General features: G+C 45.7%; 15 protein-coding genes. 1 reads left to right on the top strand and 14 read right to left on the bottom strand.

The genetic code is table 11. The features are described from left to right. Positions 1–59: 59 nt before the first annotated feature. The 10 genes from CBE68_RS02800 to CBE68_RS02760 form a co-directional block, all read right to left on the bottom strand. The gene (locus CBE68_RS02800; RefSeq protein WP_087504537.1) at positions 60–1,715 is read right to left on the bottom strand and encodes a VWA domain-containing protein; all 1,656 of its coding nucleotides are present in this window, start codon (positions 1,713–1,715) and stop codon (positions 60–62) included. Positions 1,716–1,784: 69 nt separating this feature from the next. Then, the gene (locus CBE68_RS02795; RefSeq protein WP_024015929.1) at positions 1,785–2,225 is read right to left on the bottom strand and encodes a hypothetical protein; all 441 of its coding nucleotides are present in this window, start codon (positions 2,223–2,225) and stop codon (positions 1,785–1,787) included. Between the two features lie 61 nt (positions 2,226–2,286). After that, positions 2,287–3,240, bottom strand: coding sequence for a DUF3150 domain-containing protein (locus tag CBE68_RS02790; RefSeq protein ID WP_000027441.1), 954 nt, complete (start codon positions 3,238–3,240; stop codon positions 2,287–2,289). Between the two features lie 98 nt (positions 3,241–3,338). Then, positions 3,339–4,103, bottom strand: coding sequence for a hypothetical protein (locus CBE68_RS02785; RefSeq protein WP_443093998.1), 765 nt, complete (start codon positions 4,101–4,103; stop codon positions 3,339–3,341). Between the two features lie 2 nt (positions 4,104–4,105). Beyond that, a complete protein-coding gene (locus CBE68_RS02780) occupies positions 4,106–5,065 on the bottom strand; it encodes an AAA family ATPase (RefSeq protein ID WP_007104990.1) in 960 nt (319 codons plus the stop codon). 209 nt (positions 5,066–5,274) lie between these two features. Continuing rightward, positions 5,275–6,291, bottom strand: coding sequence for a YqaJ viral recombinase family nuclease (locus CBE68_RS02775; RefSeq protein WP_085627044.1), 1,017 nt, complete (start codon positions 6,289–6,291; stop codon positions 5,275–5,277). Between the two features lie 60 nt (positions 6,292–6,351). Further along, positions 6,352–6,495, bottom strand: coding sequence for a hypothetical protein (locus CBE68_RS18840; RefSeq protein WP_023584058.1), 144 nt, complete (start codon positions 6,493–6,495; stop codon positions 6,352–6,354). Positions 6,496–6,577: 82 nt separating this feature from the next. Then, the gene (gene bet, locus CBE68_RS02770; RefSeq protein WP_014703121.1) at positions 6,578–7,396 is read right to left on the bottom strand and encodes a phage recombination protein Bet; all 819 of its coding nucleotides are present in this window, start codon (positions 7,394–7,396) and stop codon (positions 6,578–6,580) included. Between the two features lie 79 nt (positions 7,397–7,475). Further along, on the bottom strand, positions 7,476–7,895 hold the full coding sequence (locus CBE68_RS02765) for a single-stranded DNA-binding protein (RefSeq protein ID WP_024008821.1): 420 nt from the start codon (positions 7,893–7,895) through the stop codon (positions 7,476–7,478). A gap of 15 nt (positions 7,896–7,910) precedes the next feature. Beyond that, entirely contained in the window at positions 7,911–8,237 is a 327-nt protein-coding gene (locus CBE68_RS02760) for a plasmid-related protein (RefSeq protein ID WP_087504535.1), read from the bottom strand. Positions 8,238–8,604: 367 nt separating this feature from the next. On the opposite strand from CBE68_RS02760, the gene CBE68_RS02755 reads away from it, so the two are divergent. Continuing rightward, a complete protein-coding gene (locus tag CBE68_RS02755) occupies positions 8,605–9,207 on the top strand; it encodes a hypothetical protein (protein WP_025574392.1) in 603 nt (200 codons plus the stop codon). Positions 9,208–9,302: 95 nt separating this feature from the next. Here CBE68_RS02755 and CBE68_RS02750 read toward each other — a convergent pair whose 3' ends face one another. The 4 genes from CBE68_RS02750 to traN form a co-directional block, all read right to left on the bottom strand. Further along, a complete protein-coding gene (locus CBE68_RS02750) occupies positions 9,303–10,997 on the bottom strand; it encodes a DUF2326 domain-containing protein (protein ID WP_087504534.1) in 1,695 nt (564 codons plus the stop codon). Beyond that, positions 10,988–11,221, bottom strand: a complete 234-nt coding sequence (locus tag CBE68_RS02745) for an ABC-three component system middle component 6 (RefSeq protein ID WP_087504533.1) — start codon at positions 11,219–11,221, stop codon at positions 10,988–10,990. Before CBE68_RS02745 ends, CBE68_RS02750 begins: the two co-directional genes overlap by 10 nt. 17 nt (positions 11,222–11,238) lie before the next feature. Next, positions 11,239–12,033, bottom strand: a complete 795-nt coding sequence (locus tag CBE68_RS02740; RefSeq protein WP_087504532.1) for an ABC-three component system protein — start codon at positions 12,031–12,033, stop codon at positions 11,239–11,241. A 349-nt stretch (positions 12,034–12,382) separates the two neighbouring features. Beyond that, complete coding sequence (traN, locus tag CBE68_RS02735) at positions 12,383–16,075, bottom strand: conjugal transfer protein TraN (RefSeq protein ID WP_087504531.1); 3,693 nt, start codon at positions 16,073–16,075, stop codon at positions 12,383–12,385. Position 16,076 lies beyond the last annotated feature (1 nt).

The following is a 16,076-nucleotide window of genomic DNA, read 5'->3' as shown; positions in this document are numbered from 1 at the left end:
ACGAACCCATGCCCTGACGGGGACGGAATCGTCCCCGCAGGGTGGTAAAGTTTATGTGGTTACTGAATTAACAGTTGTTGTGTTACTTCGAATAACTCACGCTTTAGATCTTTGACGTCATTAATCACAATGCTTTGAGGAAAGAATTTCTCAACACTGCGTGTTTGAATCCCTATCCCCAGCAGCTCAAAGCTACTTCGTCTGCACCGGTCAACAATGTCATGCGTAGCAGCCCAATCATCTGGGTCACCATCGGTTAGTACTATCATTAGCTTTCGCTTCTGTTTTTGTGCTAACAAACTGTTTGCCGCAAACCACATTGCTTGTGCCATAGGCGTACAACCTCGTGGTTTTTGGTCAAAACAGGCGGCCCGATGTCGAACCGATTGCTTGGGCAATAACGCGATAGAAACTTCCTGATGAATACCAGGAAAATAACTGACCGCAGGTACAACACCCGGTATGCCTTCCAGTGCCATGGCCAAAGCCAAAGCGGCTTCATTGGCAACATGAAAGTACTTTCGATTACCTTCGCCAATGGGTTTACCCATTGAACCCGATATATCGACCAGCAAGTGCACAGCAGCATTAGGCGCAATGCGAGGTTGCCTTTGAATAAACAATCTCGACTCACCTGCTTGTGAAGCGGCAAGACGATGGGTTGCAACTCGAAGACCGTGCCTTTTGGCATGATTCCGATTGTCCTGACTGGACTGAACCATGCCCCTAAGTCGGGCTCGAATTTGAGCGGACTCAGACGCCGATAAGGTCAAGATGGCCTCATCACCCAACATAGCGTGCTCTGCTTGGGGCAAACTGAGTGGAGTGACACCCTGATGTCCTTCAGCTTGTTCCGACAACACTTCTGCCACTTGGGCAAAGGTATCGGGTTCAAACTGAGCGGCACTGGCCTCTAAGGCTTGTCGCAAATTGTCAGCTTGATCAGAGTTATCTGAATCCCCCGTTTGAGCAGCATCCCCCATTGCAGACGAGTCTGCTTCCGGGGTTTGACTGTCACTACTGTTATTGCTGTCATTACTCGCATCTTGTCCAATGTCATTACCGTTATCAGCATCCGACTCATCCTGTGGTGGACGAGATTCTTCTTCCAACATGGCAACGATGGCATCGACAAGTTTCAGCACTTCACCTGTAGAGCCTAAGCTAGGCACTGCTGTCAGCATGGCGCTTAACCGGCTCATCGCTGCGGCAGGAAAGAGTTGTCTGACTCTTTCATCAACAACTTGATACAAAGGCGTCAGTGCTTTCTGACCGAGAAAATGGCATCTCAAGCGGAACAACAACCATGCTTGCAAGTTAGATGCAGGCTCAAGCTGTTCAGGTACACACATTTGCTGTGTGTCCACCATGTACTCAATCACTTGCGAAATACTGCGCCGGGTTCCGGGGTAATCCTTTGCCAATTCGTTTTCAATGCGAACGTCCTCAATGATATTGAGAAGTGCCTTACGGATCGGCTTGGACGACGCCTTCTGCACCATGTCAAAATTGGTATGCCGAATATGCGCCGCTTCATGAGCCAGATAACCCCAAGCTATCTGTTGATAGTGTGGGTCGTCTGGGTTTGCTGTTGGAATCACAATCCGCTCACCATCGGTAAACGCATCTTGTCCTTGAATAAGCACCTTCACACCAAACTTTTCGCCATAAGCGGCGGCAACGATTGGCAGTGCGTTTTTTAATGGATGATTCATGGGAGTCTCCTAATCATTAGGGGGAATACTCCCTCAGCGGGAGCGTTTCCCCGCTGGGAATGTAAGTGTTTAAACCTGTGCTTTTAGCTTATCCAGATCGTATTTTTGACCTAACCAAGCCACCAATTGAGCTGGACTCTCGTGCTGCTCAAATGACGTTTTAAGCTGGTCTAAACTCAGGATGTCATCCAATGTCAGACCGTACTGGTCTTGTAACTGAGTAGACACCTCGTGTTGATATTGCAGCCAGGCCCGCTCAAAAGCGGTTTGCTGCAATGCCATGTTTGGAACAAATACCATGGCCGTTACCCAAGCTCCTTGTGCGTCCGCATCTGCGATCAAAACAGGGTTCTTGGGGATCACGACACTATGTGTTGAGTACGACCGTTGTACTAACGTTCGACAACACGCCACTTCTGGTATCGATTCACTTTCAACCGCATCAGTCACACCACGAAAATGTGCTTCAAACTGGTTCAGTTGGCTGGGGTTATGGATGGTTGATTGCATAATTTCCTCTTACATAGTTCAGAGGACATGCGCCCTTCAGGGCAACATGCCCTCAAGGACGTTAGAAATAAAATGAGTTTGGTACAGTCGAACCAAGGTTTGGTCTGACGGTTGGTTGTGGTATTGCACGTAAGTTATCTGCCTGAGCAGATACTGGCTGTGCGGGTTTAGGTTCAGGTTTGGGCATCAGTTGTCTGATATCCAATTGACCTTCACCGTGCATTCTCATCTTGTCTGGATCAGACAAAATTAAAATGGTCGCCATCAGTTCGTGATAGAGATTGTCTGTCACAGGGCCAGTCTTCGGCAGACGAACAAATAAATTGTCCATCGCTTCAACCATCGGCTGAACTCGATGATCCAGGAATGACAAACCATCCAACTTGTCTCTTAACCGCTTAAGAGGATTAAGGGCACGCTGACTGATTTGATTCTTTCCTGCAACGGAACGCTCAAACAGTTCATTAGCATCACGAGCCACCTCCCTAAAGAGGGTGTGTCCCATGCCATTGACCTTGTCATCTAAGCCACCAGCTTGTTCAGCCGGTTGCATTCGATAGATGGCATAATCGAACTGAAGCCGTTGTTCCACGTCTTCGATGGGTGACAGCGCACGCCGGATTGCATCTGCAAATTCCGGGTGTTTTGCAACCCAGTCAAACGTCACCTGATCATAGTTGTCCAAGAACAACTGCTTGCACTGCGCAAACTCCTGACCGATCCGGTCAAGCTCTGGAACAATCTGATCAATTCGGTCTTCAGGGACGGCATAGCCACCTAAAAACCGCACACCGACTTGCTCACACAAGCGTTGCGCTTCTTTCTTAAGCCTTTCAAAGTTCGCCAATGCCTCAGGGTCGCAAATTTTTTTACTCCCTAAGCTGGCAACATCCTTCGGTGGAAGTTGGCTGCCATTGGCTAGTCTGAAATCTTCAGGCCTTAGTTTTTTTCTACCGCTCCAGATGGAACAGTCGATGTGACAAATCAAGAGTTTGTCGAGGGTTTGAATACTCATAGTGCATCCTCATGCGAGAGGGGGACGCACCACTCCCAACAGGAGCAATGGCCCCCGTTTGGGTGGTAGTAGTTGACGCGCTAATGGCAACATCACTATCAAAAATAGTAATTTTGCGAATCAGGCGACGAATGGTTGAGATCGATTTTCACAGGCATTAAGTCCAGTGCTTCAGCTATCGGGCGAACCCGCTCTAAATCACTGCCTAGCAACCGCAATACATCTTTTTCCAACTTCAGTTGGTCGGATACTTCTATCCCTTCAGGACTCGCTACTGTGAGCGAACACAATGCTGGTAATTGACGCTTAAAGGCCAGTAACAGCAACAATGGCCACGGGCCATCATCAGTGTTAACAATGCCAGCGCCTTCACCTGACACCATGCTGATTCGATTGGTACTAGGTAATCCGCTTTTGCAAAACCCTAATGACCATTCTCCAATCCTGACCTGGTTATCATCAATGACAGCCAAGCCATAGGCTTCAAGCAGCTTTGCCATATCGAACAACGCTTTTTGCGCCAGCGAGATTTGGCCATTGACGTCCTTGCGAGTACGAAACTCCCAACTGACGTTATTGGCGCACGCGACGCTATCTAGCGCATTTGAGAGTTCAAATGGCCTCCCTTGATGATCAATGCCGACTTGTCCAACCAATCGATAACCCTTGTTGATTTTCTCATTGATTCGTCGGTCTGCTTCAGCGTTAGGATCAGTCGAATCAATCAATCGCTGCTGCGACAATTGACCGGCTTTTCCAAACCGAACTTCAATCTCCTGGTTATCTGATCCAACATAAATGGCCCATTCTTTGGCTGTCCCATCAGAATGACTGTAACGGTAAAGAGCAAAGCACTTTTCCATCATCAATCCTCCCAGTGATCACCGAATACATCAGCAGCAATACGGTGAATGGCTTCTCGTTGCTCCAACTCAGCACGAGCCGTCAAAGACCGAACCAGTGCATACTCAACTGCGTTAGGAGCACCTTTAAAAGCAAGTGTTAACTTTGCCCAGCGCACCAAGGTCCGAGTGGACATGGTGATACTAAGCTCCGCACCGCCATCCGCGCCCCCAATAAAAAGACGACGAATGTCACCAGCCACCTTCACCATTTTTTGGCGAAAGACTTCTGGCAAGCCCGGCGCAACGTTCTCCAAAATGGCTTCCTCTACAGAAGGCTCTGCATAGGTCGCTTCGATGATTCTAAAGCGATCAAGAAAAGCCAAATTCTGTTGAAGCACACCTTGATACAAGCCCGTTTGATCACCGCTGCCCGCACTGTTGCCGGTTGCGATAAAACGAAACTTGTTATGTGGCATGATGATCTCACCGCCATTTTGTGCGATGACCAACGGGGCACCTTCCAAAATGTCATTGAGCCCAGCCAGTTCAGCAGGCTCAGCAAGATCCATTTCATTAATGATCAGCAAATGGCCATGCTTTACAGCCAGTGCTAGCGGTCCATACACAAAGGTCATGTTGCCATTAACCAGCGTGTGGTGACCGATAAGATCGGACAACTCCAATCGACCGTGCGCAGTAATTTGCTGAACAGGCCAATTCAATCGAGAAGCAACTTGGCAAATTAGCGAGGTCTTACCGCATCCAGTGGGGCCTGTAATATACAAACCGTCACCGTCTGGGTTAGACAAAAACGCCAATACGTCACGTAAGTCTTCTTTTCTAAAAACATACTCGTCCTTGCGAACGGGAATGTTTGGGTGGGTAGTGTCGGCACTAAATCCTTCCAGAACGAAAGCATCAGGAGCCGGGACATTAAACGCTTGATTCACTTGAACCAAAAATGGGGATTGTTCAGTCATGGTAAACCTCATCAGTTTTGACGAGGCCCCATGCCCCAACAGGGAATGAAGTCCCCGTCGGGTGGTGTGTTGATTGTGGTATGGCTGTGTATGTAAGAGTTCAGCTCGCTCTATCATTCGTACCCAGCATTGGCTACGAGTGAAACTGCTTTCTGATGCACTCGATGTAAGTGCATGAGAAAGGAGCCGAAATCGGCTCCAAGTGAACGTTAAAAGTAAAATGAGCTCGGCGAGTCACCTGGCAGAACCAAGATCTCTTGCTCAAGGCTGATTTTGATTGGTGTTTCAACGGGCTGCTCTGGCTTATTGGTGCTGATACGCAACCGCTCTTGTGGCGCTTTTCGGTAAGCAGCTAAAACCTGATCGTCCAGCTCGCCTAATTTATCGGTGGCCAATTGCTTATAGTCCACCGTACCCGCCATCATGTAGCGGCTGAGTTTGACCCCAGCATAATCGGCATGAGCGTAGTTACCCATCATAGCGACCAATTTCGACTGAGCGTCTCGCATTTCTTCTTTCAAAGATTTGATGTGATTTTCCAGTCGGACCACTTCGGCATGTGCTGAGCAATACTGGCGAGACAACGATGTCCAGCGGTATTGAGCTTCACCCTTGGGAACAAAACAATCTTGCTCTGGGCATTTTGACGGTTCTTTTTTGGTCTGTACTAACTCCCAAAACTGAAGCGCTGTTTCTTGCAACTCAGTTAAGAAGGCCGCGTCTCGTTGTATTTCAAACTCAATCAGTTGATCCTCAAAATAGAAAACCAACCAACCACGCGTGCTATTGGCGACCAGTATTTGATGCTGTACCTGCACCCAATACAACTGGTACGCCTCGCTTTGTTCTCTGTGAGCTTGCACATCCTCAAAAACTGACTGGCAAGGACATTTCAGTTCAACGGGTTCTCCCGCATCGTTGATGCCATCAAAGCTGGCTCGAAAGATTGCGTTATGATCGGCTTCTGCACATAACGGCAGAAGAAAGTCATTATGTGCATTCTCAAATGCTCGCCTTGCTTGAGGCTCCAACCGTATACCGCGAAGCACATTAGGATTATTCGACAGGTCTTCCGGTAATACGAATCCAGTTTTTTCTGCCCATAATCGCCAAGGTGTTTTGTAGGGTGAACGCCCCATAATAATTGGGGCTTCAGATGCCGTAACCCCTGCAATGCGCCACTGGTGCCATGCAGGAGTACGTTGTGATAGGTCGATAACCTTCATATTGCCTCCTTTGAGGGGAGACTCCCCCGAAGGAGAGAACTCCCCTTCAGGGTTAAGTGGTTACTTTGCAGCTTGTGCTAACGCTGTTTGGTGCTGAACAACACTTGCTTGAACCGAATCAATTGCCGCTATACCGGCTTGAATCGAACCTATGACAAGGGCAACAACCAATACCAAGCGAAAAAGTGAGGCTGATTTAGTCATGGAAGATCTCCAAAAAAAAGACGAGACCTTCCCCCTGACGGGAGAATAATCCCGCCAGGGTTCGTAAAATGAATGCGTGGCGCTAAGAAGCTAAAGGCTGTGTGAGCGCTTTGGCTGCTTGTTGCTGTGCATTAAATATTTCTTGTTTCGCAAACGTCAGTTCAACACCTTGAAAATGTTCATTGGCATATTCCAATGCACTATTCCAAGCGTTTGAAGCTTCCGCCCGCTCGATAAGCTTGTAAACAAGCCCTCGGGTTCGATCATCAACTTGCTCGGGTGGAATCACAGACGGCTCAACAACGTGTGTTGCTTGGCCTTCGATAATTCGCTCCGCTTCGTCTTGATCGAAAATTCCCACAAAGCCAAACGCAATGCGGGAACACTGGATCATGGATTTATGCCTTAGCATTCGCTTAGTGTGCGTCTGCCATGGACCATCCACACGGTAAGGGCCATTTTTGCCGTTACCTTCAAAAGGCGGTCGATAGACTTCATCCAGGTACTCAGTGATTTTGACTGGGTGCGAACGGTCGCGCCGATAGATAATGCATTCCATCCATTCCGGGCATTCTTTCGCGCCATCCAGTGAGACTTTGGTTTCTGAAGTCTTGAACTCCATGCCATCAAACTGGTCGTGTTGATTGATGATGCGAGACCATCCATCGACACCTACCACTGGAATAATTCCAGCTTGTTTATCAGGGAACGCAAAAATCTCTTTGGTGAAAGGGTTCAAGCCGTACTGATCTGCAACCACCAAGAGCGCCATCATCTGCTCATTGGTCGGTGCACTACCGTCACGTTGCTTGAATGCTGTTGCTTTTAGGGTATCGAACAACTTGTTTGGATCGACACTAAAGCGCTCAGCAAAGCGTTGGATTAGCTTTGGTTTTTCCATTGTGGACTCCGACAATCAAAGTGGGAGTCTGACCCTGACGGGAAAGTACTCCCGGCTGGGTTAAAGCGTTTTCGCTCGGTTAAAAATCTGGTTCAGGATAAGTTTGTGCCCAATTAGTTTGGGAGCCTGCATCATCCGCCGGTGATGGCTCAGATGCTCTGTTCACACTATCAAGAAGCAGAAACTCGTCCGCGTCCACTTCGGTCAATCGATGCTTAGTGCCATCTTTCTCCCATGATCGCGTGCGCTGAGGCCCTTGAACAAAAAGCTTCGCTCCTTTTTGGATCAAATCTTTTGCTCTTAGCCCTAACTTAAATCCACCACGATCTCGAAAAACAACCCGATGCCATTCCGTATGCTCTTTGAGCTCATTGGATTGACGGTCGCGCCATTTCTCAGAAGTGGCCAGTGAAATGCTGGTCACCAAATCACCTGATGGATAGGCTCGCGTCTCTGGCTCAGAGCCAACGTAGCCTATGAGTGTTACTTGGTTTTTCATGATGTTCTCCTCGTCTTAGTTGAACTCTGTGCACACAGTTGCTTCTACCCGGCTGGGCAAAGAAGACTGACGACGCAGATAGGTTGGTATTTCGAGTAAAGCCATGTCGTACTGATGTGGCTCTTTGTAAAACGCAGATGTCAAACGGGGCATACCAGGAGCTTTAGGCACTACCATTGGACGACGTTTTGGTGTTGGTGTGAGCAATCGCTTGATTTGAGTAAGTACAAATCGAAACGGGCGCACGCTTTGACGAGCAAGCAATCGCAAAAGCGACCAGCTCAGTTTTGCAAGCAACATAATGCCTGCGATTTGGATAATAAATCCGAAGATATATTCCATTGGTGACTCCTTAATTTGGTTGTGAAGGAGTCACCCCCAACTGGGGAGAACTCCCCCAGTTGGGTGGTGAAAAGGCGAACCGTAAGGAACGCATGGTTGAGCATGTAAAAACATGCAGGCTATTTGTTTAAGGAGGCTAGCTACCTCTTAGTGCCACTGAGAAAACTCAGCGGTGGGCTTCCTTTGAGCTCATGCTCTCAGGCGCAGATATCACTGAAACAGATCAGCAATATTTGATAGTCAGTGTAACCGTCTTATCCAGACAGGATAGTCAGAAAGATGCTCAATTCTTCCACCTAGCTGAAAGGCCATTACCTCACAGAGGATTAGGCTAGGGACTGATTATTGTCATATCAGGAGCAAACTTATGGCCCAAGCAAAACCCAATTACTCAAAACCCATCTTTGAACAATCATTCACAATTAATAGCTTACAGGCGCAACGTGTCGTTGACCGTGTCTTTAGACGAACGGTCAGTGCGCTTTACGGAATCGATGTCATCCTACGCATCATTGGCGATGAGAACGAAATTGATGAAGTGGAACAGATCATTAGCCAGTTGATCGAGGATTGCGCTAAGGCGGTAGACAACGAACAAGCTCGTTTGGACAAACTGATGGAGTCCAACGGTATCGATGAAGTACCTGACTACACCGACCCGATTACCTTCAACGCCAAAATCAGCTCACCTCAGGTTGGCCAGTTTGTTGGCTTAGTGCGCAAACTCGATGCGTTGATGATCTCAATGGACACACTCTGGTTATCTAGCGTGCTTAGCAACAAGCAACGTGTTGATGGCAACTACGCATGGCAACAGCGCATTATCAAACTGGCTCGGCGCATTATTGATATCGAAATTCGAGCACGAAAATCAGCCCAAGCTAAGGGTAAAGAAGCAGAAGTTGAACAAGCGGTGCCTTCAACCGATGACGATATCACTGAAGAGGAAACAGATACCCCCGCCAACTAGCCAACTAGGCTCCCATCAACCAGCCCCTTTCGAAGGGGCTCTTCGAAGTTGAATTTGCACTCCACTGAACCAGATTAGTTTCTTCATTGAGGATATCACGACAACTTGAAAAACTTGTCCTTGCTTGATAGTGAAAGCACTTCCAAATGCGTAATATCAATATCATTTGGTAGCTTGTCTCTTAACACAGGTAGAACATATTGGCAGTTAACTTGATTCACTAAGTCAGTGAACAAGTTAGTTATCTGATTTGCATGCACGTTCTCAATTTGGTCTTGAAGTACAAAGTGCAAGCAAGGGATTTTGTTTTCATCAGCAAAGGCTATATATGCCAAATCAAAAGATGCCATCTGACTTTTCTTTGTGCCTGTTCCAGGATTACCCTCAATATTAGATATTGAAAACTTATAAATACCATTGTCAGGCTCGGCACTCAGCAAGGAATGTACACCATCTAGTTTGCTAGAAAATTTTGAAAAAATCTTATTGAAATCAGCAATTTTTTCTTGAATCAACATGTCTTTCGATTCAATTTCATTAGACATTTTTACTAAAGATTTCTCAATCTCCTCAAGCTCCTTATTACTTTTCTCCCATACTGATCTCTGTTCAGTTAATTTTCCTTTTTGCTCATAAAAACCATTCAATTCACTGATTATATCTTGAAGCTCTTCCACAGCTCCCGACTTTTTAAGCTCTTTAGAGAGTCGTTCTTCTTCAAGCAAATAATATGTAAGACTTTTCTTATCTGCAAACAGCTCCTCATCCAGCTGCTTTAAATCCTGGCTTATAAAGTCAATTTTTTCTTTAATCATATTATTATGAAATTCAAGCGTTTCTTCAAAACTTTTTTGGAGATTAGGAATCAACGACTTCGCTTTTTCATACATTTTTTTTATGTGTTCAGCACTTGCTCTCGAAAATCCTCTATTTAAGTCATCGATGCTTTCAAGAATAAGCTCTTTCCTTAATTCTAAACGAGAAATATTTTCGCTAAGAGCATTAACATGCTGTTTTGCAGCGTTTAGTTCATCTAACTGACTTTCATAATTGGGATTTAGATTAAAATTATCCTTCTTGACTGTAAGTCTTTCAATTTCACTATCTACTATTAGAAGTGTTTGCTTGACTTGAGAAAGCGTACTTTCCTTTTTCAGACGCGCTTGCAGCCTATTTTCTAAGTTTTGCTTACGCACCAACTCATCTTTGTCTTGATTGATGTCTATGCCAAACCAAAATAGATGAAGGGTTTCGTAGGCAACATCTGTATCATATGGACTGAGCACGCGAATAGTGTTTACAAGCTTATTCTTCTCGTCCCTAATATTTTTGGATTTCAACTGTTTAAAAGTAGGTTTCTCAGAAACAGTTTTAAATATAAGGCTTTTTAATTTTGAAGAAAATTCATCGTTTGAATACTTCTCTCCATTTATTGTTTGAATCTTCTTTGAACGCTGCAAAAAATTTCGACATATCGAAATTCTTCTTGAATCAGAATTATCAATATCTTCAATCAGATTTAAATTTATGCAAATATTCTGCTGAGTTAGAAAACCCTTGATTTTTTCATTAGAATCTTTGAACTCTGGGTCACTGTATATATTTTTTGCACTACCATCCAAACAGAAATCTATCAATCTCAAAACCGTAGTTTTTCCAACACTGTTTCCTGAGTCTGTTTTTTTTGAGTTAGGCGCAGTATAATCCACAATCAAATTAATACCTTTGTGGAACTTAATTTCTCTAATTGTCTGCTCACCATTTTTGACGATTAATGAATCTAAAAACATTTTTTTATTGCTCCATCGTCATTTTTATCTACAACACCTAACAAAAAAAGCCAGCTTACCGAAAGAGAAAATATCTGCATTGAAACATCAACATGAACCTTAAGTTTTTGATGAAGCTCAAAATAATCGATCGAATTTTCACCCGTAGATTGAAGAATATCAATAATATGCGCACCAATCACATATAAATCATTGTCTGGGTTGGTACTCTTACTAATAATCATCTAACTCTGGCCCTTATTTAAATCGGTTCTTCTAAAATTTTGCATCTCATAAATGCATCAACCATAACAACTCTTAAAGCTGGTGAAAGTTCCTCTAAACTTACATCTCCAAAATCAACAAGTTGAAGCAATTCATTAAAGACCTCTTCAAAAATAGAATCTGAATGCTGCCTTATAATGGGCATATAATCATCACTTTGACCTATATATCGTCCAGACACATCTAAATAGATATGTCGAATGTTGTCTAACAAATTCTCTTTTCTCAAAGATCCTGCGCGATCTAATTCATCATAAAGCGTATTCAACTTATGATAGTAAACCTTTAAGTCGTTAATTAATCTGCGCTTGTTGGTTACGCCGTTATAGTCTAACTTAGTCGTTATATTAAAACTTTTGGAAGCATCCGTATCTTTTAAGCCACTTAGTCCAATTTCTGATATTTTATTGATAGCAACTTTCAACATGGAAGGAGAACGACCAAGATTTCTAGAAGCAATTTTTGCTTCATGTTCATCTTTCATCTTTTTTAACGTTGCCACAGTATACTTATGCACATCATCTGTCTCAGTGTGATGATCTACGCAAAGTAAAATCAGATTTTCATAGTCAGCCCTTTCTTTATCCGTCATATCTTCTCTATAGCGTTGCCCATCTGGATTAGCAGCTTCAATATGACAAATATTAGAGTTCTTAGCATTACTTTGGCTCACCATTTGCTTTGAACAACCTGGAAATGAGCATTCATTCCCAGATAAGGCATAGAGCTTCTTTATCGTAAGTGGCGAGTAATTTCTTGCTTGCTTCCCCATTTTACCAATCCAATATTTTGTTATTATAAAAGTCTGATTCCCATATCACTTTTTACAAGCTCAGAACTCGATTCCTCGATTTATCCTCTATCAGCTTTACCATAAAGAGGCTTTGTCCAGTTTGATCATAGTGCTTATGTTACGCTGAAACTACAAAGTTCAAAAATCCTAACTACAACAAAAAGGTTTCACCTTCTGATGATACCATTATGGACCAAATTCAGATAGCTATTGGTTCAACGTAGCTAGACAAGAATACCATCAGCTTAATCTGGATTTGGGCGAACAACGTTGTGATTGCCATCATTGCTTAGAAGGCTTTACAGTACAAAGCCTTCTAAGAGGACGCTCAATTATTCCCCGAAATTTCTTCCGTCGCCTCCTGGCGTAATTTCTGAGCATCCATTCCGTTTAGCCTTTCAATGGCTCTATCTGCGGCACTTTGACGGTTTCCATCAACGTTTAGCGTACTTCCTGAGCCTGTGAGTCGTTCCAGATCCAGTGACGGTACTTCGGGTAGGTTGCCTGTTATCGACAAGATACCTATCCATTCATCCAGATTGACTTGGCTCCAATCTACCTGGTTTAACTGACTCGCGGTCAAACCTTCACAGTTTGGTGACTTCGCACTGCCCCAACCAAGGCCCAATTGAGGACGTACTTGTTCTTGAATGATCCGTGAAAGTGGCGAAGTAAAGCAGCAATATGACTGCCGTTTTTCAACACAGGCACCTAAGAACTTAGACTTGCAGTAAGAGCCTACATAGTGGCAACTCTTCAATACCCGCTTGGCGTTCATTTCAAACTCACTCTGCTCACATTTCCAGATAAGCTGAATGAGGATCATGGTGACTGAATAAATCATGTAGGCCGTCATAACCGTACTCAGAACCGCGCCAGCAGCGCCACCCAGCGCGAAGTTACCACCCGAAACAACACCATCGGCTCCAACAGCGCCACCAACGTTACTAAACAGTGCCGATTGCGCCCCCGAACCAAAGGTAGAGCCTACCCACTCAGCCGTTTTGTTGGTCAATACCTGCATGAAGCCAGTCGCAGCTTGCTCCGCTCCCGCGCCAGCAGCCGTTGATGGCCCAGCCCCCATGAGAGAGTCCCATGCAGACACAAAAGGCTCTTTAACCGCACTCCAAGTACTCGTTATCGGTTCCCTAAGCGTATTCCACGAACCATAGATTGCAGAAGACGGATTCATGGCCATGACTGCCGTATCAAGCTTGTTAACTGCCACAATCATTGTGATGTAATCCGATAACGACACGCCACTTGGCTTTTCACAACAATCTACTATGCCTCCAACGGCTTTTTTGCACTGGCCAGCATTACCTTTAAAGACCGTACACTCAACGTTATCTTGGCCATCAGCTCCCGTACATGACATATCATTAGTCATAAACTGCGCCGCATTAAGCATCGCAGCGGCTTCTGCAAAGTTAGCCTGCTTGATTGACTCTGGCTCTAAACAATCTGTGCCCATACAGCGAACTGGCCCCTCACAGTTGTATTGAGTTTCCATTCGTGCATTTTGCACTTCAACGCTTTGTCCGCAGTCATACACCAAACTTTGGATATAACAGAAGCCTTCATGACCAGCCCCGCCTTCAGTGCATTCGGTTCTGACATACTGGCAGGCAGGTTTTTTCTCTAGCGCGGCACACGTATTGGTGGTCGTGTTTTGTCCGTTATTGACGATGGTTTGTGTATTACCATTGGCATCTACCCAGCTATCTGAGCTGCCCATGTTGAACTCTGGATGAGCAGTCGAAGCATTGTAGGTCGCTCTTGCCCTCCAACATGAGAGCCCCAGTCCATCAGAACTGCCGCGACTGGTTAAATGAGCAGGAGACGAAACAACCGCCGGATAAAGGCTTCCAAGATTGGCCAACTCGCCACTACCAACCGTTAACCCGTCGATTCGTTTTGTGCCCGTATCCAAACACTGCCACTGCACGGCTGTAAACTGATCCGTTTGCATCAAGCATTGGTCTATGCCTGGATCACTTGATTGATGAACAACGTCCTGCTCTAAGTATTTGCCGGAGAAGCCCAATGAAGCGCTCAGTTTCGCAGGAGCCAAACACTTCTGAACTTCTCGGCTGCAAGTGTCGAAATCGACTTTGTTCCAGCCGGAATCGCATCTGGAACGAGTGACCTCCTGGGGTTCATGCCACGAAATAATCGAACCATTGACGACTTTACATAATGAGCCAACCAAGGTTCCTTTTGGACAGGTCATTTCAGGGTATTTAATGGACGGTTTCGTCTCAGTCACCGTCTCCTTATTGCCCGTCAATGAGAGTGTCGTTTTCCAGCCATTTGCCTTGGATGGCGACTCGGTGATTTTTATCTCAGTATTTTGATTATCAAAAATCCTCAGCGTAGCGCTTCCAGTTTGCATAGTACTGCTGTGCTGTGGAACAAAACTGAGCGTTTCGGAGCTAAAGCAACCACGCTCAATGGACCAGCTTTGTTGATGGGTTTCAGCGGATACACGTCGCTCTAACTGACACTGAGTAAGCGTGCTGATCTTCTCGCACACCTGGTAATCCGGTACATGCTTGGTTTCAGTAAATGGCGTAATCGTCTGAGTAGGCTCACAGGCTTCAAAACTACTCGGCATAAGATTGGATACCACGCACTTTGGATCGCTGGTTTGCAATCCACAGTCATAGGTATCGGTAAAACGAATGCATTCACCTTTATCATTGGTCTCGGCACATTCTGACGACATGAAGCCACAGGAAGGGTTCGCTTCAAGCACATGGCAGGCCTGATTTTCAATCCCCTTATAGCTTTCGTCATCCACACTCACTTGTACACGCCGACACAAAGGCGATATGCCAGCCACAGGGCTTGGGGCAAAGTAGGATTCACAAACTGAAACACCATTGACCACCGTACATCCGTTGGTTGAAGACGGCTGATCCGTGCATTGAATGCTGTAGTCTGAAAACTTCGTCGGAATATCAGCTGCTTGTTCGATACAGGATTGCGGCGACCAACTATCATTCATCACCACCTTGGTTGGATCAAAGCGCACCTTGATGCGTGCATACCCCTCACCACTACCCGTAACCGATACGCGAATTTTTACCGGCACTTCTAAACCTGGTTCTACCGCTTTTAGCCTGGCAGTGAGATCGGTATTTGGATTGCGCTCCCAACTGGTACTAAGCTCGCAGCGACCTGCCGTTTCTGGTGGAAAGTTATTGTTCGGCCCAGACCAGACTTTCTGATCACCAAGCCACACTTGCATGTAGTCATCCCATTTGGCGTACTCAAGTACGGCTGAGGTAATCGCATCGGGATTCACGACTTTGAGTGTGATGGCCTGTTCGAACACTTTACAACGACCACTCCAGTAGTTGTCACCAATTCGTCCTATCCAAACTTCAAGACACCCTTCACCACAAGAGCGAAGGTTCATCGGCCCTGAAACATGCTCAATGATACCTGCCGTGTAATCGTGAGTGATAGTGCAGCTGTTAACCGCTGTATTGAGCCTGTCACATTGCTGGTAGTTTGGGCTGCCTTCACCTTGAGACTCACAGCCTGGGAAGCTTTGCGTCAATAGATTTGGGTCAGTTTGAACCGCATCGGTTAATGCCCAAAGCGGATCATTGACCATATCTGGCCGAGACCTGTCTTTGATTTGCTGTAGCGAGCGAAACGCCTCACCCGTAGCGCCATTTTCGGATGCCATGCTCTCTTGGCGCTGCGTCCCCAATTGATTCATACTGGCATCAGAGCCATAAACGCCCGTTAAGACATCCAATGAGCCCTGATCCATACCAGGGAAAAGCTCTTGCAAGTTAATCGTCTCATTACCACTGCCATTCGGCACCGACAATGTATTGCCATTGAGTGCGGGCATCGCCCAGTTTTGCAGCAATTGCTTTCCTTCTTGTTGTCCGCTTAAGCCGGATTGGCGCTGCACATCAGCGGCCACACCATGTAAGGGCAAGCACGCCATAGTGATTGATAAAACACCCGCTAAAACTCGGGTAAAAAGTGTTGGTTTCATG

The sequence above is a fragment of the Neiella marina genome (assembly GCF_002165625.1).
In the GTDB taxonomy this organism is placed as follows: Bacteria; Pseudomonadota; Gammaproteobacteria; order Enterobacterales; family Neiellaceae; genus Neiella; species Neiella marina.
The sequence above is the reverse complement of the archived record's forward strand: the minus strand, read 5'-3'. Positions and strand labels throughout refer to the sequence as shown.

Bases quoted from the DNA above. Each gene is read 5' to 3' on its own strand.
- CBE68_RS02800 (WP_087504537.1), bottom strand. From the start codon at position 1,715: ATGAATCATCCATTAAAAAACGCACTGCCAATCGTTGCCGCCGCTTAT.
- CBE68_RS02795 (WP_024015929.1), bottom strand. From the start codon at position 2,225: ATGCAATCAACCATCCATAACCCCAGCCAACTGAACCAGTTTGAAGCA.
- CBE68_RS02790 (WP_000027441.1), bottom strand. From the start codon at position 3,240: ATGAGTATTCAAACCCTCGACAAACTCTTGATTTGTCACATCGACTGT.
- CBE68_RS02785 (WP_443093998.1), bottom strand. From the start codon at position 4,103: ATGGAAAAGTGCTTTGCTCTTTACCGTTACAGTCATTCTGATGGGACA.
- CBE68_RS02780 (WP_007104990.1), bottom strand. From the start codon at position 5,065: ATGACTGAACAATCCCCATTTTTGGTTCAAGTGAATCAAGCGTTTAAT.
- CBE68_RS02775 (WP_085627044.1), bottom strand. From the start codon at position 6,291: ATGAAGGTTATCGACCTATCACAACGTACTCCTGCATGGCACCAGTGG.
- CBE68_RS18840 (WP_023584058.1), bottom strand. From the start codon at position 6,495: ATGACTAAATCAGCCTCACTTTTTCGCTTGGTATTGGTTGTTGCCCTT.
- bet (WP_014703121.1), bottom strand. From the start codon at position 7,396: ATGGAAAAACCAAAGCTAATCCAACGCTTTGCTGAGCGCTTTAGTGTC.
- CBE68_RS02765 (WP_024008821.1), bottom strand. From the start codon at position 7,895: ATGAAAAACCAAGTAACACTCATAGGCTACGTTGGCTCTGAGCCAGAG.
- CBE68_RS02760 (WP_087504535.1), bottom strand. From the start codon at position 8,237: ATGGAATATATCTTCGGATTTATTATCCAAATCGCAGGCATTATGTTG.
- CBE68_RS02755 (WP_025574392.1), top strand. From the start codon at position 8,605: ATGGCCCAAGCAAAACCCAATTACTCAAAACCCATCTTTGAACAATCA.
- CBE68_RS02750 (WP_087504534.1), bottom strand. From the start codon at position 10,997: ATGTTTTTAGATTCATTAATCGTCAAAAATGGTGAGCAGACAATTAGA.
- CBE68_RS02745 (WP_087504533.1), bottom strand. From the start codon at position 11,221: ATGATTATTAGTAAGAGTACCAACCCAGACAATGATTTATATGTGATT.
- CBE68_RS02740 (WP_087504532.1), bottom strand. From the start codon at position 12,033: ATGGGGAAGCAAGCAAGAAATTACTCGCCACTTACGATAAAGAAGCTC.
- traN (WP_087504531.1), bottom strand. From the start codon at position 16,075: ATGAAACCAACACTTTTTACCCGAGTTTTAGCGGGTGTTTTATCAATC.